This window comes from Micromonospora sp. URMC 106 (assembly GCF_051386395.1).
Lineage (GTDB): Bacteria > Actinomycetota > Actinomycetes > Mycobacteriales > Micromonosporaceae > Micromonospora.
In genome coordinates this window covers 17815-39036 of the sequence record NZ_JBPQTP010000016.1, presented here as the reverse complement: position 1 = coordinate 39036, position 21222 = coordinate 17815, and the positions used below count along the sequence as shown (strand labels likewise).

The following is a 21222-nucleotide window of genomic DNA, read 5'->3' as shown; positions in this document are numbered from 1 at the left end:
ACACCACCAATCACTGGAAGCAGGTCGCCGGTTGGCGCAAGGTCTGCGACCTCGCCCGGACCCACCTGAGCCGGCTCCAGGAATACCGCCGCGGGCTGGCGGAGGCATGGAACCCGGAGACCAACGAGGCCGCCCGGGCGTACGTCCGCGAGCTCGACGACCTGATCGACAAGGTGCAACGCACGCACGACGCGGCCGCCACCAACTACACCGCGCTCTCCGCCGCGACACAGGCCATCGGGACCACCCGGGCCCAGCTCAAGAAGATCTACGACGAGTACGCCGTCAAGCTCCAGGAGAAGCGGACGTACGAGGCGACGCTCGCCGACCCCAAGGCGGCCATGGGCAGCCGGGTCCCCGACCGCCCGGTGACCGACGCCGACCTGGAACGGCTCAACGTCCAGGCTCGCGGCATCATGTACGGCCTCAGCGGCGAACTCCAACACGCCCAAGTAATGCTCCAAAAGCCGCCAGCAGGCCGTCCTCCGATTCAATCCGAGAAGCCGGACGCGTATGGGAGCGGCGGCGGCGCACCGGTCATACCGCCAATCGTCCCAGTGCCGCTGCCCACCGCTTCCACATCGACGACGCCTCGTCCAGCGCCCGTTGTTCGACCGGTACCTACTCCGGTAACTCCAGCCATCGGACCGGTACTTGGCGGGGCAGGTACCGGTTTGGCACCAGCGCCCGCTAGCCCTACGTTGCCGCAGGCCCCGTCAACCACACCGTCGCCGAACTTAGGAACGCCACCAACGATTCCGCCGTCACCTGGAAGCCGCTCAGGGACGCCTCGTCCACTGCCCGGACAGCCCGGACACAGCGGGCGTCCCGTTTCAGGAGGAGCCAACAGCCTACCCAGCGCATCGCCTCGACCCATGCCTCCTGGCGGCCTTATCGGCGGAGCGTCAGGGATGGGACTTGGACAGCCCGGCACCAGCAACTCGCAGCCTCGCAGAGTCAATCCGATCGGCGGCGTGATCGGCGGCGGAGGCGCAGGCACCGCACCAACGGGAGGTGCCGGCTCCCGCCCTGGCAGCGGCCGGGGCTCCGGAGCTTTGCACGGGATGCCGCCGCTGGGAGGGGCCCCTGGCCTGGCCAATCTAGGAAGCACCGGGAGCACAACCGGTGTAGGCGGAGTGCCGGGCCGACCTCAACGTCGTGACAGCCATAGGGAAGACGTCCGACGCTGGGATCCCGACGAACCCTGGGCAACGGATCAGGGAGTCGCGCCGGTGGTTCGGCCGCCGGATGAGGAGGGGCCCATCGACCCTGGTCCCGCCATCGGCTTCAATCGGTGAAGCCAGACCCCGCTGGCGCGGGCCTTGCGGTTGCAATTGTTACGGCAACGGCATTGAGCCTAGCGATGCCTCTCAATATGATTTCGGCCCAAGCCGCGCCTAGGCCCAATGGCGCCGACCGAATCCGCAGCGACCAATGGCACCTGACGTATCTAAAGATTACTGAAGCGCATCAACTAACGCAGGGCGCGGGGGTAACGGTCGCTGTCCCTGACACCGGAGTGGATCCACATCCCGACTTACGCGACAACCTACTCCCGGGAATAGACATTATCCCGGGTGGTAGCGGCGACGGCCGGCGGGATCGCGACAGCCATGGGACCTCGATGGCGGGTCTGATCGCCGCGCACGGACAGGGCGGAAAAATGGGAGCACTCGGTATAGCGCCGAAGGCAAAGATCCTGCCAATATTTGACTCGCCGCCTAACGGCGAAGGCGAGCCCGACGCCCTAGCACAAGGTATCGAGTATGCTGTCTCAGAAGGTGCAGATGTAATCAACATTTCGTCTGTCGGCGCAAGCAGTGCCCGACTTCGCCGTGCTATCGATAGCGCCTTGGCTTCAGATGTGGTGGTAGTTGCTGGAGTCGGAAACCGGCCTCGAAATCAGGCAGTTGGCTTTCCTGCAAGCCACCCAGGCGTCATCGCCGTTGGGGGCATCGATCGCACCGGCAAACGTGCAGCTCTCTCGGTTACCGGAGCCGAGGTCGATGTAGCTGCTCCCGCCGTTGACATTTACAGCACCAGCTACGACGGGAAGTACTCGAAGGGCGCTGGAACATCTGGCGCTACGGCGATCGTGGCAGGCGCGGTGGCGCTGATTAGGTCGAAGTATCCGGACCTGCCAGCGTCGGAGGTGGCGCATCGGCTTGTCGCTACCGCCGTCGACAAGGGACCACCGGGACGGGACGACGAGTACGGGTACGGGGTCATCGACCTCGTGGCCGCGTTGACGGCGGACGTACCTCCGCTGGGTTTCGGGTCGGCGACGGCCAGCGCTCCGACCCGCGCCGCCTCGACCACGACAGCGGTCGCGGAGCCTGACGGCGAGAGCGACGACGGGGCGACCGCTCGCGGCCTGGTCACCCTCGGCGTGATCGTGGCCGCTGGTGGGGCATGGGCGCTGATCGCCCGCAGGCGTCGCCGAGGTGACGACCCCCCACCCCGCGTGAGCCGTTGACCGGTAACGTCGGCGACGTGTCCGAATTCATGCCGCTCCGCCTCGTGCTCGCCTCGGCGAGCCCCGCCCGCCGCAAGATCCTCCAGGCCGCCGGGATCGAACCGGACGTGCTCGTCAGCGGCGTCGACGAGTCCCAGGTGGTCACCGAGCGGGCCGAGGAACTCTGCCTGGAGCTGGCCCGGTTGAAGGCGCAGGCGGTGCTCACCCGGCTGCGGCCGACCGATGGCCAGCGGACGCTGGTGATCGGGTGCGATTCGGTGCTGGCCTTCGACGGGGAGATCCTCGGCAAGCCGGCCGACGCGGCGGACGCCACCCGACGCTGGGGGCGGATGCGGGGGCGCAGCGGCGTGCTGCACAGCGGGCACTGTCTCATCGACATTGTGGCGGGGCGTCGGGCCGAGGCGGTCGCCTCCACGGTCGTCCACTTCGCCGACGTCAGCGACGACGAAGTCGCCACGTACGTGGGCACCGGCGAGCCGCTCGCGGTGGCCGGCGCCTTCACGATCGACGGGCTGGGCGGGCCGTTCGTGGAGCGGATCGAGGGCGACCCGAGCACCGTCATCGGGCTCTCGCTGCCCATGCTGCGCCGCCTGCTGTCCGAGTTGGACCTGCGGATCACTGATCTGTGGACGAAGGTCGCGCCCGGCAACCAGTCGGTCGAACCGCTCGGCTAGCGTCCGTTCATGACCACGAAGTCGATCCCGCTCACGTCGGAACTGCACGCGTACCTGGTGGCGCACGGTTCGCCACCGGACGAGATCATGCGGGACCTGGCCGAGGAGACCCGCGCCGCCCTGCCGGACAACGCGCAGATGCAGGTCGCGCCGGAGCAGGCCGCCTTCCTGACCTTCCTCACCCGGCTGCTCGGCGTGCGGCAGGCCGTGGAGGTGGGCACCTTCACCGGGCTCTCGTCTTTGGCGATCGCCCGAGGGCTGCCCGAGGGCGGGCGGCTGACCTGCTTCGACATCTCGGCGGAGTTCACGGGCATCGCCCGGCGCTACTGGGCCCGCGCCGGCGTGGAGGACCGGATCGAGCTGCGCATCGGCCCGGCCGGCGACACGCTGCGCGAACTGCCCCACGAGCGTCACCTGGACTTCGCGTTCATCGACGCCGACAAGACGGGCTACCCGATCTACTGGTCGGAGCTGGTGCCCCGGATGCGTCCCGGCGGGGTGATCGCCGTCGACAACGTGCTGCGCGGAGGCCGGGTGATCGCCCCGCAGAACGCCGACGACCGGGCCATCGCCGCGTTCAACGACGAGGTGCTCGCCGACGTCCGGGTGGACGCGGTGATGCTCCCGATCGCCGACGGCCTGACCCTGGCCCGGGTGCACTGACGGCCACCGGGAGGCGTCGCCCCGCGCGATCTTGGTAGGCAACGGCCCCTGGAGGGGCCGCTCCCTGCCAAGATCCGAGTCAGGCGGGGGCCGGGGCGCGGACCTCGGCGGGAGCCGGGCGCAGGGCTCGGCCCAGGCGGGCGGCGAGCAGCGCGGCCGCCGCGATGAAGCCCGGCAGCAGCAGGAACGCCAGGTGGGGCCCCACTCCGTCGGCCACCCAGCCGAGGGCGACCGGCGCGATCCCGAAGCCGACCCCCATCGAGTACGACGCCCAGCCGGCCGCCCGGTCCGCGGCCGGCCCGGCGACGGCGAGCGCGATCGAGATGGCCAGCGGGTAGTGCAGCGCGTTGCCGAGGCCGAGCACCACGAGGCCGGTCACGGCGAGCCAGCCGACCGGGGCGACCCAGAACAGCGCGAAGCCCAGCAGCGACACACCCAACGCGGCCAGCAGCAGCGGCACCGGCCGGTACCGCAGGGCGATCCGGCCGCCGGCGAGCCGGCCGACGAACATGCCGCAGACGATCGCGGCGACCGCGGCCGAGGCCGTGCCGGCCGCCATTGCGGCGTGCGAGCGCAGCACGTCGGCGGTCCAGAGGGAGAGGCACACCTCGATCGAGCCGGTGACCGCCATCAGCACCCAGGCGATCCAGTACGCCGGGGGCAGCCGCCGGGCGGCCGTCCCGGCGGGACCAGCCCCATTCGAGCCGGCGTCGGCCGGGTCGCCGGCCGGCGATCCACCGGGAGCCGCGGCAGCGGGGGCGGCCTCCGGCAGGCGTACGCGGAAGGTCAGGGCGGCGAGCGCGACCAGCGCGATCAGGCCGGCCTCGACGGCCATCACCGGCCGCCAGCCCCACCCGGCGTCGACGCTGGCGCCGATGACCAGCGGCGCGAGGATGCCCATGCCGGCGCAGGCGGCGTTGGCCTCGGTCAGCGCGGCCGGCGCGGCGGCGCCGTGCCGGGCGGTGAGCACGACGGACACGCCGCTGATCACCATCATGCCGAAGGTGGCGACCACCGCGACGGCGGTGATCGTGGCGGGCAGGGCCCGCAGGGTGCCGAGGGCGGCGACGCCGCACGCCACCCCGGCCAGCCCGACCCAGACGGCGCGACCGCGGCCGACCCGGCGGGCCAGCGGCGCGAAGAGCGCCCCGCCGGCCAGCGCCCCGACGGCGATGCCGGTGCTGTGCAGGCCGGCGACGGCGGCCGAGGTGCCCTGTTCGTCGCGGAGCAGCGGCACGACCGGCCCGAACCCGTAGAGGAAGAAGCCCCACAGCCCGAGCTGGGCGTAGGTCAGCCAGGTGATCCGGTCACGGGTGAGGCGGGGCACCGGCCTTACGGTACAAGTGTCCGGCCGGCGCCCCGCTCGGGTGAGAGGCAGGTCTCCCAGGGGGCGGGAAGGGCCTCCCGCACCGCAGGCGTCGACCTCAGCGGACGGTGCGGGCGAACTGCCGGGCCGCCCAGAAGACGCCGGCCGCGGCGAGCACCGCGATGATGGTCAGCCCCTGCCAGACCTTGTCGTCGCCGAGGTCGCCGGCGAAGAGGGCCCGGGTGCCGTCGACGGCCCAGGAGAAGGGGTTCCACTCGGCGACGCCCTGGAGCCAGCCGGGCGCGAACGTGAGCGGCAGCAGGATGCCGGAGAGCAGCAGCACCGGCTGCGCCACGGTGTTCATCAGCGGGGCCAGCGCGTCCTCGCTCTTGACCTTGAGCGCGACGCCGTAGGAGACGGCCGAGGTCATCAGCGCGATCAGGGCGAGCATGAGGTACGCCAGAAGCAGGTCGACGATGAAGACGCGCAGGTCGAACAGGAGCGCGAGCAGGGTGATGATGACCGCCTGCACGATGAGCGACACCACGTCCCGCAGGGAGCGGCCGAGCAGCAGGGCCAGCCGGCTGACCGGGGTGACCCGGGAGCGTTCGATGACCCCGGCGCGCAGCTCGGCGATCAGCCCGAAGCCCTGGAACAGGCCGCCGAAGATGGCCAGCAGCACCAGCAGGCCGGGCACGAAGATCTTGTAGGCCTCGGCCTGGGTGGGCGCGTTCAGCGCCGGCTTGAGCAGCGGGGCGAAGAGCAGCAGGTACATCACCGGCTGGAAGACGCCGACGAAGACCCAGACGGGGTTGCGCAGCAGGAGCTGGAGCTGGCGCTGGAAGATCAGCCAGGTGTCACGGGCGAGTTTCATGAGGTCTCTCCGGTCTGGGGTCAGGACTCGCGCAGCGAGCGGCCGGTCTTGGTGAGGAAGACGTCGTCGAGGCTGGGCCGGTGCAGCTCGATGGAGTTGAGCGCGAGGCCCCCGGTGTCGACGCGCCGCAGGATCTGCGGGATGGCGGTGGCGCCCTCGTCGACGTAGAGCCGCAGGCCGCCCTCGTCGGCGGTCTCCAGCTTGTTGACGTACGGCTCGCTGTCGAGCAGCTGCGCGGCCTGCGGGGTGGCCGCGGCGTCCAGCCCGACCAGCACCACGTCGCCGGAGATCTCGCGCTTCAGGTCCGCCGGGGTGCCCTCCGCGACGACCTCGCCGTGATCCATGATCGCGATCCGGTCGCAGAGCGCGTCGGCCTCGTCCAGGTAGTGCGTGGTGATGAAGACGGTCATCCCGTCGGCGCGCAGCCGGCGGATCTCGTCCCACATGTGCGCGCGGCTCTGCGGGTCGAGGCCGCTGGTGGGCTCGTCCAGGAAGACGATCTTCGGCTCGTGGATGATGCCGAGGGCGATCTCCACCCGCCGCCGCTGGCCGCCGGAGTAGGTCTTGCACTTGCGGTCGGCGTACTCGGTGAGCTGGAAGGCGTCGAGGGCGAGGGCGGCCCGCCGGTGCGCCTCGGCCTTGCCGATGCCGTACATCCGGGCCTGGAGGACCAGCTCCTCGCGGGCGGTGGACTCGTCCCAGGTGCTGCCGCCCTGGGCGACGTAGCCGATGCGGCGGCGCACCTCGGCCGGGTCCTTGCGCAGGTCGGCGCCGGCGATCGTGGCCTCGCCGCCGTCCGGCTCGATCAGCGTGGCCAGCATCCGCAGGGTGGTGGTCTTGCCGGCGCCGTTGGGGCCGAGGAACCCGAAGATCTCCCCCTCGGCGACCTGCAGGTTGACGCCGCGCACCGCGTCGACGGTCTTCGTCTGGCGACCCTCACGGGAGCGGAACGACTTCCGCAACCCTCTGGTCTCGATCATCTCTGCTCCTGGTCGTCGGGGCCGGCGCGACCGGCCGCCTGCCTGTCCCGTGGAGACGACGCCGGACGGCGTGCTCCCCCGTGCGTCGCGAGCAGGCTAACGCGATATAGCTTTTATGGTCAACGTTGATTAATCGGCGTCCGGTCGCGGCGGCAGCCGCTTCTCCCAGCCCTCCCAGCCCTGCGCCCGCTCCAATCCATCAGGCAGGTACGACACCCCCGACTCGATCCGTTCCGCGATGCGCTCGCACCAGAAGATCTCCGCCTCCGACCGGGCCGTCCAGAGCTCGAACATCCACCCCACGTGCACCGGCTTGGTGTCACGCATCCAGTCAGAACTCAACGAGGCACGCATCCACTCGACACCGGCGCGCAGCAGGTTCGCCCGGTTGCGCAGGGCTGCCGCCGCCTCCTCGCGCGGCAGCGCGGGCAGGAAGGAGAACGCCGCCGCGAAGGGGTCCGGCGGCTCGTGCAGCCGCCACCAGAGCCCGCGCAGCAACCTCTCGAACTCCTCCTCCCCCTTCGGGGTCACCTCGTACGTGGTGCGGGCCGGGCGGGCGCCCACCTGCTCGGTGGCCACCTCGCGCAGCAGCCCCTCCTCGGTGAGCTTACGCAGGGCGTGGTAGATCGAACCGGGTTGCACGTTGGCCCACTTGTCGGCGTTCCAGCTGAGCAGCTCGCGGCGCACGTCGTAGCCGTGCACGGGCTGCATCCACCGCACCAGCCCGAGGATCATCATTCGCGTGGCAGACACCGGAAGAGCGTAATAGGCAAACTTGACTAGGGCTCGGCGGAACAGTGCGGCATCCCACACTGAGCGATCGTTAGGGTCCTCAGGGTGGCCGATACACTCCCGGTCAGTAACCTCCCGGGAGGAGCCCTCAAGGTGCGCAAGGTACTCATCGCCAACCGCGGCGAGATCGCCGTCCGCGTCATCCGCGCCTGCCGCGACGCCGGTCTGGGCAGCGTCGCCGTCTACGCGGACTCCGACCGGGACGCCCTGCACGCCACGCTGGCCGACGAGGCGTACGCGCTCGGCGGGGACACCGCCGCCGAGTCGTACCTGCGCATCGACAAGCTGCTGGAGGTCGCCGCCAAGGCCGACGCCGACGCGGTGCACCCCGGCTACGGCTTCCTCTCCGAGAACGCCGACTTCGCCCAGGCCGTCATCGACGCCGGGCTGACCTGGATCGGCCCCACCCCCCAGGCGATCCGCGACCTCGGCGACAAGGTGACCGCCCGGCACATCGCCCAGCGTGCCGGCGCTCCCCTGGTGCCCGGCACCCCCGACCCGGTGGCCAACCCGGACGAGGTGATGGCGTTCGCCGTCGACCACGGCCTGCCGGTCGCCATCAAGGCCGCCTTCGGCGGCGGCGGGCGCGGGCTCAAGGTGGCCCGCACGATGGAGGAGATCCCGCACCTGTTCGAGTCGGCCACCCGCGAGGCGGTCGCCGCGTTCGGCCGGGGCGAGTGCTTCGTCGAGCGCTACCTGGACAAGCCGCGCCACGTCGAGGCGCAGGTGCTGGCCGACCAGCACGGCAACGTGGTCGTGGTCGGCACCCGGGACTGCTCGCTCCAGCGCCGCCACCAGAAGCTGGTCGAGGAGGCCCCCGCGCCGTTCCTCACCGACGCGCAGCGCGCCCAGATCCACGACAGCGCCAAGGCGATCTGCCGGGAGGCCGGCTACCACGGCGCCGGCACGGTGGAATACCTGGTCGGGGCCGACGGCACCATCTCCTTCCTGGAGGTCAACACCCGCCTCCAGGTCGAGCACCCGGTCACCGAGGAGACCGCCGGCATCGACCTGGTCCGCGAGCAGTTCCGCATCGCCGACGGCGAGAAGCTGCGGTTCACCGCGGACCCGACGCCGCGCGGGCACTCCATCGAGTTCCGGATCAACGGCGAGGACCCGGGCCGCAACTTCCTGCCCGCCCCCGGCACGGTCACCGCGCTGCGGCTGCCCACCGGCCCCGGCGTCCGGGTGGACACCGGCATCTCGGCCGGCGACGTGATCGGCGGCAACTTCGACTCGCTGCTCGCCAAGGTCATCATCACCGGCGAGACGCGTGCCGAGGCGCTGGAGCGGGCCCGCCGGGCGCTGGACGAGATGGTCGTCGAGGGCATGGCCACCGCGCTGCCGTTCCACCGGCTGGTCGTCCGGGACGAGGCGTTCACCGCCGAGCCGTTCACCGTGCACACCAGGTGGATCGAGACCGAATTCGACAACACCGTGCCGCCGTTCGCCGCCGCCGCCGGCGCCGCCGAGGCGCCGGCCGAGCGCGAGACCGTCGTGGTCGAGGTGGGCGGCAAGCGCCTGGAGGTGGTGTTGCCCGCCGGCCTCGGCGGGGGTACGACCGCCGCCGCGCCCGCCGCCCGCAAGCCGGCCCGCCGGGGCGGCGGGACCAAGGCCGGGGCCGCCGTCAGCGGCGACGCGCTCACCTCGCCGATGCAGGGCACGATCGTCAAGATCGCGGTGGCCGACGGGGACACCGTCGCCGAGGGCGACCTGGTCGTGGTGCTGGAGGCGATGAAGATGGAGCAGCCGCTGCACGCGCACAAGGCGGGCACGGTCAGCGGCCTGGCCGCCGAGGTCGGCGCCGTGATCAGCGCCGGCGCGGCGATCTGCACCATCGCCTGACCCCGTCCGGGGTCACCGCCCGATCGCCGGCCCGGGCCGCGCTCGGCGCTCGCCGATCTCTGACCGGGCGCAGCGCCCCGCCGGCTCGCTGCCCGGCCGGCGCGCGCGTCAGCGCAGCTCGGTGGCGGCGACCGCCCGGACGGCGGCGGTCAGCGCGTCCAGCGTGGTGGAGTCCACCCGCCAGTGCTGCCAGTACAGCGGCCGGTCCAGGTGGCGCCCGGCGCCGAGGTCGACGCAGCGGCCCGCCGCGATGTCGGCACGGGCGAGCCGCTCGGGGACCATCCCCCACCCCAGCCCCAGCCGCACGGCCTCGTTGAAGCCGTCGAAGGACGGCACGTAGTGGACGGGCGGATCGATCCGGCGCCGGGTGACGGTGCGGGCGAACCGGTGCTGGAGCTGGTCCTTGCGGTCGAACGCCATCATCGGCGCCGCCGCGAGGGCCGCCTCGGTGAGACCGTCGGGAAAGTGGCGGGCCGCGAACTCGGTCCGGGCCAGCGCGACGTACCGCATCGCGCCCAGCCGCTCCACCCGGCAGCCCTGGACGGCCTCGCGCTGCGCGGTCACCGCCGCCATCGCGGTGCCGTCGCGGATCAGCTCCGCCGTGTGGTCCTCGTCGTCGCGGCGCACGTCGAACAGGAGCGCCAGCTCGGCGGGCAGCCGCGCCAGCGCGCCGACGAACCAGGTGCCGAGCGAGTCCCCGTTCGCCACGACGGTCACCCGGGTGGGGGCGGCGCCGCCCGTCGTCGGCGGACGGGCGGCGTCCAACGCCTCCCGCTCCAGCAGGGCCACCTGCCCGGCCAGCCGCAGCAGCGGCCGGCCGGCGTCGGTGGCCCGGCACGGCTTCGTCCGGCGGACCAGCACCTGCCCGACGGCCTGTTCCAACGCCTTCATCCGCTGGCTGACGGCCGACGGGGTGACGTGCAGGGCGTGCGCGGCCGCCTCGAAGCTGCCCTCGCGGACCACCGCGGCGAACGTCCGGAGCTGCGTGGTGTCGAGCATGATGAAGACCAGCTTATCCACCATCAGAATCTTTAGCTGGGCTGCATCCGCGGAGCCTCGTAGCGTCGACCCGTGCCCGAGATTCTCACCAGCTCCGTGACCGGTTCCGCCGCCGCCGGCTTCTCCCTCGCCATCGCGCTGATCGCCGCCATCGGCGCGCAGAACGCCTTCGTCCTGCGGCAGGGCCTGCGCCGCGAGCACGTGGTGCCCGTGGTCGTCGTCTGCGCCGCCTCCGACGCGCTGCTCATCTCCGTCGGCATCGCCGGGATGGGCACCGCCACGGCGGAGCACCCCACCGCCCTGGCCGCCGTCCGCTGGCTGGGCGCCGCGTTCCTGCTCGGGTACGCCGTGCTGGCCGCACGCCGCGCGCTGCGCCCCGGCGGGCTCTCGCCCGCCGACCGGCCCCCGGCCACGCTCGGGGCGACGGTGCTGGCCTGCCTCGCCTTCACCTACCTCAACCCGCACGTGTACCTCGACACCGTGCTCCTGCTCGGCGGGGTGGCCCGCCAGCACCCGCACCACTGGGTCTTCGGCGCGGGCGCGGCGCTCGCCAGCGTGGTCTGGTTCACCGCCCTGGGCACCGCCGCCCACCGGCTCGCGCCCGTGCTGGCCCGCCCGGCGGCGTGGCGGGTGGTCGACGGGGTGGTCGCCCTCGTGATGGCCGCGATCGCGGCGGGGCTGGTGCTGGGCTGACCGGGGTGACGCCGCGCACCGCCCGGCCGGGGGTGTTTTCCGCGACCACCGGGGGTGCGGGCGCCGCGGGGCGGGAATGATGGCGGGGTGCGGTTCCTACACGGCGCGGTTCCCGCGCACGACCTGACCTACAACGACGTCTTCATGGCGCCGGCCCGCTCCGAGGTGGGCTCGCGGCTCGACGTCGACCTGGCCACCGGCGACGGCACCGGCACCACCATTCCGCTGGTCGTGTCCAACATGACCGCGGTGTCCGGCCGGCGGATGGCCGAGACCGTGGCCCGGCGCGGCGCGATCGCGGTGATCCCGCAGGACATCCCGATCGAGGTGGTGGCGAACGTCGTCGCCTGGGTCAAGCGGCGCCACCTGGTGCACGACACCGCGATCACGCTCGGCCCGACCGACACCGTCGGCGACGCCATCCACCTGCTGCCGAAGCGGTCGCACGGCGCCGTCGTGGTGATCGACGACGAGAGCCGGCCGCTGGGCGTGGTGACCGAGGCGGACACCGTGGGCGTCGACCGCTTCGCCCAGCTCCGGCATGTGATGTCCACCGAGCTGCACACCGTGCCGGCAGACGCCGATCCGCGTACCGGCTTCGACCGGCTCTCGGCCGGCCGGCGGCGGCTCGCCCCGGTGGTCGACGCCGAGGGCCGCCTCGTCGGGGTGCTGACCCGGCAGGGCGCGCTGCGGGCCACCCTCTACAAGCCGGCGGTGGACGACCGGGGCCGGCTGCGCATCGCCGCCGCCGTCGGCATCAACGGCGACGTGACCGGAAAGGCCGCGGCGCTGCTGGAGGCCGGGGTGGACACGCTGGTCGTGGACACCGCGCACGGCCACCAGGAGCGGATGATCACGGCGCTGCGGGCGGTCCGCGCGCTGGACCCGGCGGTCCCGGTCGCGGCCGGCAACGTGGTGACCGCCGAGGGCGTACGCGACCTGGTGGAGGCGGGCGCCGACATCGTCAAGGTGGGCGTCGGGCCCGGCGCGATGTGCACCACCCGGATGATGACCGGGGTGGGCCGGCCACAGTTCTCCGCCGTGCTCGACTGCGCCGCGGCGGCCCGCCAGCTCGGCCGGCACGTCTGGGCCGACGGCGGCGTACGCCACCCGCGGGACGTGGCGCTGGCCCTGGCCGCCGGCGCGTCGAACGTGATGATCGGCTCCTGGTTCGCCGGCACCTACGAGTCCCCCGGCGACCTCTACACCGACGCCGACGGCCGGCGCTACAAGGAGAGCTTCGGCATGGCCTCGGCGCGGGCGGTCAGCGCGCGCACGGCCGACGACAGCGCGTACGACCGGGCCCGCAAGGCGGTCTTCGAGGAGGGCATCTCCTCGGCCCGGATGTACCTCGACCCGGCCCGCCCCGGCGTGGAGGACCTGATCGACGAGATCATCGCCGGGGTACGCAGCTCCTTCACCTACGCCGGCGCGCGGGACCTGGCGGAGTTCCACGAGCGGGCCGTGGTCGGCGTGCAGAGCACGGCCGGCTACACCGAGGGCATGCCGCTGCCGACGAGCTGGTGAGGTGCCCTCGCCGGCGGGCGGGCCGGGCGGTCCGCCCGCCGGCGAGCGTCACGGCTTCGGGAAGAGGCGGCGGATGACCGCGCGGGCCGCCGCCCGGGGGTCGTCGCCGACCCGCTCCGGCAGCGCGCCGGCGAGCCAGAGCGTGGCGAAGCCGTGCACGATCGACCAGGCGGCGAGCGCGTCGCCCTGCGGATCCGCCGCCGTCGGCCGTTCCTCGGGCAGCCCGGCGACGCCGGCGCGCAGCGCGTCCCCGGCCCGCTGGCGGGCCGCCACCAGCTCCTCGGCGTCGCCCCGGTAGAGGTCCGGGCGGAACATCACCTCGAAGTGCGCCCGGTGGCCGACCGCGAAGTCGACGTACGCGACGCCGCTGCCGAGCAGGTCGTCCGCGCCGCGCAGCGCCTCGGCGAGCAGTTCGAAGCCCTCTGCGGCGAGGGCGGTCAGCAGCCCGGCCTTGTCGCCGAAGTGGTGCGCCGGGGCGGCGTGCGAGACGCCCGCCCGCCGGGCCAGGTCGCGCAGGCTCAGCGCCGCCGGCCCGGACTCCTCGATCACCTGCACCGCCGCGGCGAGCAGGGCGCGACGCAGGTCGCCGTGGTGGTAGCCGCGCGTTCCGGTCATGCCGCGATCCTATCTTGCCATTGACAAGATGACACCTCGGCAGGCAATCTTGTCGGCGACAAGTTTCCCATCGAGGAGGTATCCCATGGCTCCGCTGATCGCGCTCGTGGTCGGCACCGCGCTCGCCCGGCTGGCCGGCCTGGCCGGCGTGGCCGCCCTCGACGGCTGGCACCCCGCGCTGCGGGTGGGACTGGCGCTGATGTTCGTCGTGACCGGCGTCGCGCACTTCGCCCCCGCCTACCGGCGGGACATGATCGCGATGGTGCCGCCCGCCCTGCCCCGGCCGGACCTGTTGGTCGCGCTCACCGGGGTGCTGGAACTGGTGGGCGCGGTCGGGCTGCTGGTGCCGGCCACCGCCCGCTGGGCCGCGGCCGGGCTGGCGCTGCTGATGCTGGCCATGTTCCCGGCGAACGTCTCGGCCGCCCGGCGCCGGCTGACCCTGGGCGGCAAGCCGGTGACCCCCCTCGGCCCGCGCACGGTGGAGCAGGTCTTCTTCGTCGCCGTGGCCGTCGCTATTTCGTTTGGCCCCTGACGATCAGGAGGCTAATGTGTCCGGCATGGAACTGATCCAGCTGCGAGACGTGCCCCTCGGGCGCCTTCTCGTGGTCGCCGGACACGTCACCGGGCAGCGGTGGAACCGCTACCTCGCCGAGGAACACGGGCTCACCCAGGCCGGGATGGCGACCCTGATGACCCTCGCCGAGCACGGCGAGCTGCCGCACCGCGCGGTGGCCGAGCAGTGTTTCGTCCGGCCGGCCACCCTCACCGGCATCGTCGACACCCTCGAACGCGACGGCCTGGTCGAACGGCAGCGCGACGACACCGACCGGCGCAGCGTCCGGCTCGCGATCACCCCGGCCGGCCGGGCCCGGGTCGACGCGCTGACCGCCCTGATCCGCTCCGGGCGCCCGCTGACCTCGGTCGACGCCGACCCGGCGAAGGAGGCGGTGATCCGGGAGTTCCTCCTGGAGGTCATCGGCAGCGGCGACGCCGGCAGGCCGGAAGGAATTCCGACATGCTGATCCGGCTGCTGCGCACGCACCTACGCCCCTACCACCGGCCGCTGGCGGCGGTGGTGCTGCTCCAGTTCGTCGGCACGATGGCGTCGCTCTACCTGCCCAGCCTCAATGCCGACATCATCGACCTCGGCGTGGCCCGGGGCGACACCGACTACATCATGCGCACCGGCGGGTGGATGCTCGCGGTCAGCCTGGTCCAGATCGTCTGCTCCGTCGCCGCCGTCTACCTCGGCGCGCGGACCGCGATGGGCTTCGGCCGGGACGTGCGGGCGGCGGTGTTCGGGCACGTGAACCGCTTCTCGGCGCGGGAGGTGGCCCGCTTCGGCGCGCCCTCGCTGATCACCCGCAACACCAACGACGTGCAGCAGGTGCAGATGCTCGTGCTGATGAGCTGCACCATGCTGGTCGCCGCGCCGATCATGAGCGTCGGCGGCGTGGTGATGGCGCTGCGCGAGGACCTCGGCCTCTCCTGGCTGATGCTGGTCAGCGTCCCGGTGCTGGCCGTCGCCCTGGGGCTGATCATCCGGCGGATGGTGCCGGGCTTCCGGCTCATGCAGACCCGCATCGACACGGTCAACCGGGTGCTGCGCGAGCAGATCACCGGCATCCGGGTGGTCCGGGCGTTCGTCCGGGAGCCGTACGAGACGGAGCGCTTCGCCACCGCGAACGCCGACCTCACCGCGACCGCCCTGCGCACCGGCCGCCTGATGGCGTTGATCTTCCCCGTGGTGATGCTGGTGCTCAACATCTCCAGCGTCGCGGTGCTCTGGTTCGGCGCCCAACGCGTCGACGCCGGGGCGATCCAGGTCGGCGCCCTCACCGCCTTCCTGCAGTACCTGATGCAGATCCTGATGGCCGTCATGATGGCCACCTTCATGCTGATGATGGTGCCGCGGGCCGCGGTCTGCGCGGAGCGGATCGTCGAGGTGCTGGACACCGACTCCTCCGTGGTGCCGGCGCCCCGCCCGGTGACCGAGGTGTCCGCCCGCGGCGAGCTGGAGCTGCGCGGCGTGCGGTTCCAGTACCCGGGAGCGGCCGCACCGGTGCTGCGGGACGTCTCGTTCCGCGTGACGCCCGGAACGACCACGGCGGTCATCGGCAGCACCGGCTCGGGCAAGACCACCCTGCTGTCGCTCGTCCCCCGGCTGGTCGACGCCACCGCCGGCGCGGTGCTGGTCGACGGCGTCGACGTACGCGACCTGGCGCCGGACGAGCTGTGGCGCCGGATCGGGCTGGTGCCGCAGCGGCCGTACCTGTTCACCGGCACGGTGGCGAGCAACCTGCGCTACGGCAACCCGGACGCGACCGACGCGGAGCTGTGGGAGGCGCTGGAGATCGCCCAGGCGCGGGACTTCGTCGAGGCGATGCCCGACCAGCTGGCGTCGCCGATCGCGCAGGGCGGCACGAACGTCTCCGGCGGGCAGCGACAACGGCTGGCGATCGCCCGGGCCCTGGTGCGCCGGCCCGAGATCTACCTCTTCGACGACTCGTTCTCCGCGCTCGACCTCGGCACCGACGCGCGGCTGCGGGCGGCGCTGCGCCCCGTCACGGACGACGCCGCCGTGGTGATCGTGGCGCAGCGGGTCTCCACCATCGTCGGCGCCGACCAGATCATCGTGCTCGAGGACGGAGGCGTGGTCGGGATGGGCCGACACGACGAACTGTTGGAGACCTGCCCGACGTACGCCGAGATCGTGGCGTCCCAGAACACGGCGGAGGTGGCCGCGTGAGCGAGCGAACCGTCAGGCACCAGCGGAGCGAGGTGGCGGTGTGAGCGCCGTACCACAGCAGAAGCCGGCCGCCGAGGCGCCGACGCCCAGGCGGCTGCCGCCCGGCGGGCAGCGCGGCGGCCCGCCGTGGGGCGGCGCCGGGATGCCCGCGGAGCGGTCGATGAACTTCGGGCCCTCGGCCCGGCGGCTGCTGCGCCGGCTGCGGCCGGACCGCCTCCCGCTGGTCGCCGTGATCGCGCTGGCGGTGGCCAGCGTCGGGCTCAGCGTGATCGGGCCGAAGGTGCTCGGGCACGCCACCGACCTGATCTTCACCGGCGTGATCGGTCGGCAGTTGCCGGCGGGCACCACCGCCGACCAGGCGGTGGCCGCCGCCCGGGCGGCCGGCAACGACAGCTTCGCCGACATGCTCGCGCGGATGGACGTCGTGCCCGGCGTGGGCATCGACTTCGCCGCGCTGGCGCGGGTGCTGCTGCTGGCGCTCGGGCTCTACCTGGCGGCCAGCGCGCTGATGTGGTGGCAGGGCTGGCTGCTCAACGGCGTGGTGCAGCGCACCGTGCTGCGGCTGCGGGCGGACGTGGAGGACAAGCTCAACCGGCTGCCGCTGCCCTACTTCGACCGGCAGCCCCGCGGCGAGCTGCTCAGCCGGGTCACCAACGACATCGACAACATCTCGACCAGCCTCCAGCAGACGCTGAGCCAGCTCCTCACCTCGCTGCTCACCGTGGTCGGCGTGCTGGCCATGATGTTCTGGATCTCGCCGCTGCTGGCCCTGGTGGCACTGGTCGCGGTGCCGGTGTCGGTGGTCGTCACCGGCGTCATCGCCAAGCGTTCGCAGCAGCAGTTCATCGCCCAGTGGACGCACACCGGCGAGCTGAACGGCCAGATCGAGGAGGCGTTCACCGGCCACGAGCTGGTCAAGGTCTTCGGCCGCCAGCGCGAGGTGGAGGCCGCCTTCACCGCCAAGAACGAGGAGCTGTTCCGGGCCAGCTTCGGCGCGCAGTTCGTCTCCGGGATCATCATGCCGGCGATGATGTTCGTCGGGAACCTCAGCTACGTGGCGATCGCCGTGGTCGGCGGCCTGCGGGTGGCGTCGGGCTCGATGAGCCTCGGCGACGTGCAGGCGTTCATCCAGTACAGCCGGCAGTTCACCCAGCCGCTCACCCAGGTGGCCTCGATGGCGAACCTGCTCCAGTCCGGGGTGGCCTCCGCCGAGCGGGTCTTCGCCGTGCTCGACGCCGAGGAGCAGAGCCCCGACCCGGCCGCGCCGGCCCGGGTGCGCGACCCGCACGGCCGGGTCGAGTTCGAGCACGTCTCCTTCCGGTACGCCCCGGACAAGCCGCTCATCGAGGACCTGTCGCTGGTCGCCGAGCCCGGGCACACCGTGGCCATCGTCGGGCCGACCGGCGCCGGCAAGACCACCCTGGTCAACCTGGTCATGCGCTTCTACGAGCTGAACGCCGGCCGGATCACGCTCGACGGGGTGGACGTCACGACCATGCGCCGCGACGACCTGCGCGGCCGGATCGGCATGGTCCTCCAGGACACCTGGCTCTTCGGCGGCACCATCCGCGACAACATCGCGTACGGCCGGCCGGGCGCGACCGAGGAGGAGATCCTGGCCGCGGCCCGGGCGACGTTCGTGGACCGGTTCGTGCGCAGCCTCCCCGACGGCTACGACACGGTGATCGACGAGGAGGGCAGCAACGTCAGCGCGGGCGAGAAGCAGCTCATCACGATCGCCCGGGCGTTCCTCGCCGAGCCGTCGCTGCTGATCCTGGACGAGGCGACCAGCTCGGTGGACACCCGCACGGAGGTGCTGCTCCAACGGGCGATGGCCGCCCTGCGCTCGGACCGCACCAGCTTCGTCATCGCGCACCGGCTGTCCACCATCCGCGACGCGGACCTGATCCTGATGATGGAGGACGGCCGGATCGTGGAGCAGGGCACGCACGACGAACTGCTCGCCGCGCAGGGCGCGTACCACCGGCTGTACCGGTCGCAGTTCACCGCCGCGACCCGGCCCGACCCCGAGCCCGCGTCGATCTGACGTGACCGCCATGACGACGCGGCCACCGGCCGCGACAAGCGGCCGGCCGACTGGCCCGGGGCCGGCCGGGGCCTCAGCCCGCCGGGAGGAGGGCCGCGCCGCGCCCGGAAACCACCGCGCCGATCAGCCGCAGGGCGTCGGCGGCGGGCATCGGGTCCAGGGCGCGGCCCCCGCGCAGGCGCAGCGAGACCGCGCCCTCGGCCGCCTCGCGGGGGCCGACCACGGCGGCGTACGGGATCCGGGCGCGGGCGGCGTCGCGGATGCGGGCGCCCAGGGAACCGGACGACTCCACCTCGACCCGCAGCCCCGCGGCCATCGCGTCGCGGGCGAGCCGGGCCGCCGCCCCGGCCTGGGCGTCCCCGACCGGCAGCACGACCAGCTGCACCGGGGCGTACCAGGCGGGGAAGGCCCCCTCGTGCACCTCGATCAGGTACGCGAACAGCCGCTCCATGCTGCCGACGAGGCTGCGGTGCACCATCACCGGCCGACGCCGCGCCCCGGCCGGGTCGGTGTACGACAGGTCGAACCGCTCCGGCTTGTCGAAGTCGAGCTGGACGGTGGAGAGGGTGAACTCCCGCCCGGCGGCGTCACGCACCTGAATGTCGATCTTCGGCCCGTAGAACGCGGCCTCCCCCGGCGCCTCGGTGAACTCCACCCCGTGCAGCGCCGAGCGGAGCAGTTCCTCGGCCCGTGCCCACTGGGCGTCGTCCCCGACGTACTGCTGGCCGGGCCCGCGCAGCGACAACCGGAACCCCGCCGGCCGTACGCCGAGCGCGGCGTGCGCCTCGCCGATCAGCCGGAGGATCTCCGCCACCTCCTCACCCACCTGCTCCAGGGCACAGAAGTTGTGCGCGTCGTTGAGCGAGATGGCCCGCACCCGGGACAGCCCGCCGAGCACCCCGGAGCGCTCGGCGCGGTACATGCCGCCCAGCTCGGCGATCCGCAGCGGCAGCTCCCGGTAGGAACGGCCCCGGGCCCGGTACACCAGGGCGTGGTGCGGGCAGAGCGCCGGCCGCAGCACGAACTCGTCGTCGGCGGAGAGCCGCAGCGGCGGGAACATGTCGTCGGCGAAGTAGCCGAGGTGCCCGGAGAGCTCGAACAGTTCCCGTTTGCCCAGCGGCGGGGTGTACACGTGCCGGTAGCCGGCCCGGCGCTCCAGGTCCCGGACGTACTCCTCGACGGCGTGCCGGGCGGCGGCGCCGGCCGGCAGCCAGAGCGGCAGCCCGGCGCCGGCCAGCGGGTCGGAGTCGAACAGGTCCAGCTCCCGGCCGAGCCTGCGGTGGTCGATCATGTCGCGCTCCTTGATCGGGTACGACCCGGAGGCGACCCGGTCACCGGACGCCACGAGGCCCCGGGGCGGATCGCCCCGGGGCCTCGTCGACGGTCAGGTCAGTGCGGCGCGCCGGGGTATCCCGGCGTCGTGGTCAGCACCGCACTGCTCATGCGGCGACGGTACGCCCACCCGCGCGGGGGCCGCAGCCGGATTTCCCCCGCCGGTACGGTGCCGTGGGCGCTGCTCGTGGACCGGCACGGCCCGGGGATCGGGGGCGGGCCGGTCGTCAGGAACGGGGGACCCGACGGTTGGGGGGCCGCGCGCCGACAACGGTACGCCGACCGGCGCCGATCCGCCGACCCCCGGAAGCACGCGGTGGCGTCACCTTCGCCGGCGCCCGCTCGTTGGGCCCGGGTAGCCCTGCCGTGTCGGCGGTCACCACGAGCCGGGGCCGTGTCCGGTGACGCCGGACACGCCGTCAGGCTCGGTACACCGATCGGTCCCATCCGGCGAGGTGGCAGTGGTGCCCGAACTACTCACTGAGGTCGCTTCGCCGACCTGGGCCTACCTCGCGCTGCTCGGGCTGCTGGTGGCCGACGCCTTCGTCCCGGTCATCCCCACCCAGGTCATCATGATCACCAGCGGCGCCCTGACCGTCTACGGCGGGCTGAACCTGCCGCTGACCATCGCCGTCGGCGCGCTCGGCGTCTTCGCCGGAGACCTCGCCTGCTACCTGCTCGGGCGGGGCGCGCCACACCGCCGGGCGCACCGTGACACCGCGCCGGGCCGGGCCCGCCGGGTCGCCAGCCGGGTCACCCAGGGGCTGCGCCGGCCCGGCCCGCTCGTGATCCTGCTCTGCCGCTTCGTGCCCGGCGGCCGGATGGCGGCCTGCTTCTCCGCCGGCCGCAGCCGGTACCCGTACCGGCTGTTCCTGCTCTACGAGGGCCTGGCCGCACTGGGCTGGGCGACGTACGGCGGGCTGGTCGGGCACCTGGGCGGGACGGCGCTGACCGAGTCGGCGTGGCGGCTGGCGGTGATCGCGGCGGTCGCGGCGGCCGGGTTCGCGGTGGCCGGCTGGGCGATGACGGCGCTCGGCGCCCGCACCGCCAGGCCGTTCGGTCCACCACGTCAGGAGACTGAGGCCGGGCTCGACCGGCTCGACGGAGGTCCGGGCGACTGCGTTCGGCCCCACGAGGCAGGCGGTCTTCCTGGCCGGTTGGACATGACCCCCTAGACGGAGAAGGAGGCGAGTGCGGCGTTGCCGTTGCGGGCGACGGTGTCGAAGAACATCCGCAGGACGGCGTATCTCTCGCGGAGATACTCCCGCTCCGTCTCGGGGTCGGAGTCCCAACAGTGGGGATAGACGTTCCGTTCCGTCATGTCGGTGGGGTTGTAGTACGGGGCGAGTCGTTCGAACGGGGCATCGTTCAGACGCTGGGCGATGTGACGGACCACGTCCGGGTCGAAGCCACTGAACTCACCGTCATCGTCGATGGGCTCGCCCTCGCGCAACTGCACACCGACGTCGGCGGCGTCGAGCAGGTACTGGATGCCGTCCCATGCCTTCTCGACGAACCCGCTGATAGCAGTTTCCCCACTGCTGACCTGCTCGTACAGCTCGTCGGCTTTCTCGCCGTCGTCCGCGACGTCGGCCAACTGCTGCGGGGTCACTTCGACGTAGTCCAGGGTCATGCCCACGTGTCTCACCT

General features: G+C 72.7%; 19 protein-coding genes. 11 read left to right on the top strand and 8 right to left on the bottom strand.

Features of this window, described 5'->3' with window-relative positions; all coding sequences use genetic code 11:
• Positions 1–1363 precede the first annotated feature (1363 nt).
• The 3 genes from mycP to ACSNOB_RS08065 are packed head-to-tail and all read left to right on the top strand — an operon-like array spanning position 1364 to position 3813.
• The gene (gene mycP, locus ACSNOB_RS08075) at positions 1364–2476 is read left to right on the top strand and encodes a type VII secretion-associated serine protease mycosin (protein WP_436685990.1); all 1113 of its coding nucleotides are present in this window, start codon (positions 1364–1366) and stop codon (positions 2474–2476) included.
• Positions 2477–2493: 17 nt separating this feature from the next.
• Positions 2494–3150: a Maf family protein gene (locus ACSNOB_RS08070; RefSeq protein WP_436685943.1), complete on the top strand. Its 657-nt coding sequence runs from the start codon at positions 2494–2496 to the stop codon at positions 3148–3150.
• A 9-nt stretch (positions 3151–3159) separates the two neighbouring features.
• Positions 3160–3813: an O-methyltransferase gene (locus tag ACSNOB_RS08065; protein WP_436685942.1), complete on the top strand. Its 654-nt coding sequence runs from the start codon at positions 3160–3162 to the stop codon at positions 3811–3813.
• Between the two features lie 79 nt (positions 3814–3892).
• Here ACSNOB_RS08065 and ACSNOB_RS08060 read toward each other — a convergent pair whose 3' ends face one another.
• The 4 genes from ACSNOB_RS08060 to ACSNOB_RS08045 all read right to left on the bottom strand — a co-directional run bounded on the left by ACSNOB_RS08060 (position 3893) and on the right by ACSNOB_RS08045 (position 7711).
• Positions 3893–5140, bottom strand: a complete 1248-nt coding sequence (locus ACSNOB_RS08060; RefSeq protein WP_436685941.1) for an MFS transporter — start codon at positions 5138–5140, stop codon at positions 3893–3895.
• A 97-nt stretch (positions 5141–5237) separates the two neighbouring features.
• Positions 5238–5993 (bottom strand): ABC transporter permease, encoded by a 756-nt coding sequence (locus ACSNOB_RS08055; RefSeq protein ID WP_393102469.1) that lies wholly within the window; start codon positions 5991–5993, stop codon positions 5238–5240.
• 20 nt (positions 5994–6013) lie between these two features.
• Entirely contained in the window at positions 6014–6973 is a 960-nt protein-coding gene (locus tag ACSNOB_RS08050; RefSeq protein ID WP_393102468.1) for an ATP-binding cassette domain-containing protein, read from the bottom strand.
• Between the two features lie 129 nt (positions 6974–7102).
• Positions 7103–7711, bottom strand: coding sequence for a PadR family transcriptional regulator (locus ACSNOB_RS08045; RefSeq protein WP_436685989.1), 609 nt, complete (start codon positions 7709–7711; stop codon positions 7103–7105).
• 147 nt (positions 7712–7858) lie between these two features.
• Between ACSNOB_RS08045 and ACSNOB_RS08040 the strand changes: the two genes are divergently transcribed.
• Positions 7859–9610, top strand: coding sequence for an acetyl/propionyl/methylcrotonyl-CoA carboxylase subunit alpha (locus tag ACSNOB_RS08040; RefSeq protein WP_436685940.1), 1752 nt, complete (start codon positions 7859–7861; stop codon positions 9608–9610).
• A 108-nt stretch (positions 9611–9718) separates the two neighbouring features.
• On the opposite strand, the gene ACSNOB_RS08035 is transcribed toward ACSNOB_RS08040, so the two are convergent.
• A complete protein-coding gene (locus tag ACSNOB_RS08035) occupies positions 9719–10609 on the bottom strand; it encodes a LysR family transcriptional regulator ArgP (protein WP_436685988.1) in 891 nt (296 codons plus the stop codon).
• A gap of 96 nt (positions 10610–10705) precedes the next feature.
• Between ACSNOB_RS08035 and ACSNOB_RS08030 the strand changes: the two genes are divergently transcribed.
• Positions 10706–11302 carry a LysE/ArgO family amino acid transporter gene (locus ACSNOB_RS08030; protein WP_436685987.1) on the top strand — a complete coding sequence of 199 codons (597 nt, stop codon included), beginning with the start codon at positions 10706–10708 and terminating at the stop codon, positions 11300–11302.
• Between the two features lie 87 nt (positions 11303–11389).
• On the top strand, positions 11390–12829 hold the full coding sequence (locus tag ACSNOB_RS08025; RefSeq protein ID WP_436685939.1) for a GuaB1 family IMP dehydrogenase-related protein: 1440 nt from the start codon (positions 11390–11392) through the stop codon (positions 12827–12829).
• A gap of 48 nt (positions 12830–12877) precedes the next feature.
• Here ACSNOB_RS08025 and ACSNOB_RS08020 read toward each other — a convergent pair whose 3' ends face one another.
• Positions 12878–13444, bottom strand: coding sequence for a TetR/AcrR family transcriptional regulator (locus ACSNOB_RS08020; protein WP_436685938.1), 567 nt, complete (start codon positions 13442–13444; stop codon positions 12878–12880).
• Between the two features lie 85 nt (positions 13445–13529).
• Between ACSNOB_RS08020 and ACSNOB_RS08015 the strand changes: the two genes are divergently transcribed.
• From ACSNOB_RS08015 to ACSNOB_RS08000, 4 genes are all read left to right on the top strand, one after another.
• On the top strand, positions 13530–13976 hold the full coding sequence (locus ACSNOB_RS08015) for a DoxX family protein (protein ID WP_436685937.1): 447 nt from the start codon (positions 13530–13532) through the stop codon (positions 13974–13976).
• Between the two features lie 25 nt (positions 13977–14001).
• Positions 14002–14466: a MarR family winged helix-turn-helix transcriptional regulator gene (locus tag ACSNOB_RS08010; RefSeq protein WP_393102463.1), complete on the top strand. Its 465-nt coding sequence runs from the start codon at positions 14002–14004 to the stop codon at positions 14464–14466.
• Entirely contained in the window at positions 14460–16193 is a 1734-nt protein-coding gene (locus tag ACSNOB_RS08005; protein WP_436685936.1) for an ABC transporter ATP-binding protein, read from the top strand. Before ACSNOB_RS08010 ends, ACSNOB_RS08005 begins: the two co-directional genes overlap by 7 nt.
• Positions 16194–16335: 142 nt before the next feature.
• Entirely contained in the window at positions 16336–18240 is a 1905-nt protein-coding gene (locus ACSNOB_RS08000; protein ID WP_436685986.1) for an ABC transporter ATP-binding protein, read from the top strand.
• 73 nt (positions 18241–18313) lie between these two features.
• On the opposite strand, the gene thrS is transcribed toward ACSNOB_RS08000, so the two are convergent.
• Entirely contained in the window at positions 18314–19531 is a 1218-nt protein-coding gene (gene thrS / locus ACSNOB_RS07995) for a threonine--tRNA ligase (RefSeq protein WP_436685935.1), read from the bottom strand.
• Positions 19532–20036: 505 nt separating this feature from the next.
• Here thrS and ACSNOB_RS07990 point away from each other — a divergent pair.
• The gene (locus ACSNOB_RS07990; protein ID WP_436685934.1) at positions 20037–20747 is read left to right on the top strand and encodes a DedA family protein; all 711 of its coding nucleotides are present in this window, start codon (positions 20037–20039) and stop codon (positions 20745–20747) included.
• On the opposite strand, the gene ACSNOB_RS07985 is transcribed toward ACSNOB_RS07990, so the two are convergent.
• A complete protein-coding gene (locus ACSNOB_RS07985) occupies positions 20744–21205 on the bottom strand; it encodes a DUF1877 family protein (protein ID WP_436685985.1) in 462 nt (153 codons plus the stop codon). The genes ACSNOB_RS07990 and ACSNOB_RS07985 overlap by 4 nt on opposite strands.
• Positions 21206–21222: the final 17 nt, after the last annotated feature.